The sequence below is a fragment of the Pandoraea bronchicola genome (genome assembly GCF_902459805.1).
Lineage (GTDB): Bacteria > Pseudomonadota > Gammaproteobacteria > Burkholderiales > Burkholderiaceae > Pandoraea > Pandoraea bronchicola.
Genome location: NZ_CABPST010000029.1, coordinates 1 through 817, shown reverse-complemented (window position 1 = coordinate 817; position 817 = coordinate 1). Strand labels below are relative to the sequence as shown.

General features: G+C 56.4%; 1 protein-coding gene. It reads right to left on the bottom strand.

All coding sequences use genetic code 11. The annotated features are described in order from the left end of the window. Positions 1-66 precede the first annotated feature (66 nt). Positions 67-817: hypothetical protein (locus tag PBR20603_RS24000; protein ID WP_343041988.1), on the bottom strand; the 751-nt coding region annotated here is incomplete at its 5' end.

Here is an 817-nt window from a genome sequence, read left to right as displayed (position 1 = left end):
GCCGCACTCTGGCGGCCGTCACGCCTGCATCATCGGGGGCGTTCCCTCGCCGGGGAGGAGTCCGGTTCAGTCGTGGTAATCCGGGTAGTACCGATCGATGTCCTCATGGTCGTCGCCAACGATCAGCTTGGTACCGGCCGCATACATCTGGAAGAGGCGGCGAGAAAAGCGGTAGAGCGGGCCTATGAACAACGTCTTCTCTGCATCTTTCCTATCTATGCTCATGCTGAGTACCTTGCCGTCACATAGGTGAATCCGGTACGAGCATGCGTTCTTATTCATTCCCGCCGACCGGTCCAAATAGACCATCGTGAACTGCATGGTGCTGTAGTCGCGGTCCTGCTCGACGATCAGCGTGATCGAGTCACTCAGGGCGCTTCCGTGTCCCATTTCGTCCCGCTTGAACGTTTCAACCAGATCCTCGAGCGATATTTCGGCCGGAGGCGGCGCGAGAAGCTCGGTCATCTGCTCGTCGATGCCTGCGGTCAGCGCGTTCGACATGTTGGCCTCGAGCTTTTGGCGCAGGATTTTCAGAATCAGGTCGTTGTAACCCGGAATGTCGAGAGTATCGAAGTCGACGTGCATTGATTTCTTGATGCCTTCGCTGATGGCCCGACCGAAGTCGGAATAGCCACGAATCTCGTTGTCGATCGCGCTGGTGATCGTCTCTTCCAGCTTTTTCTCGATGGCTTTTTCGATGGCGCCCGAGGCAACGATCTTGGCGAATGCGGTCGAAACTACGTTTTGCAATTCCTGCATGGTTTCTCTCCTCGTGTATATGGCGCGGCTCTCGGAAGAAAGCCGCCTCATGTACAGC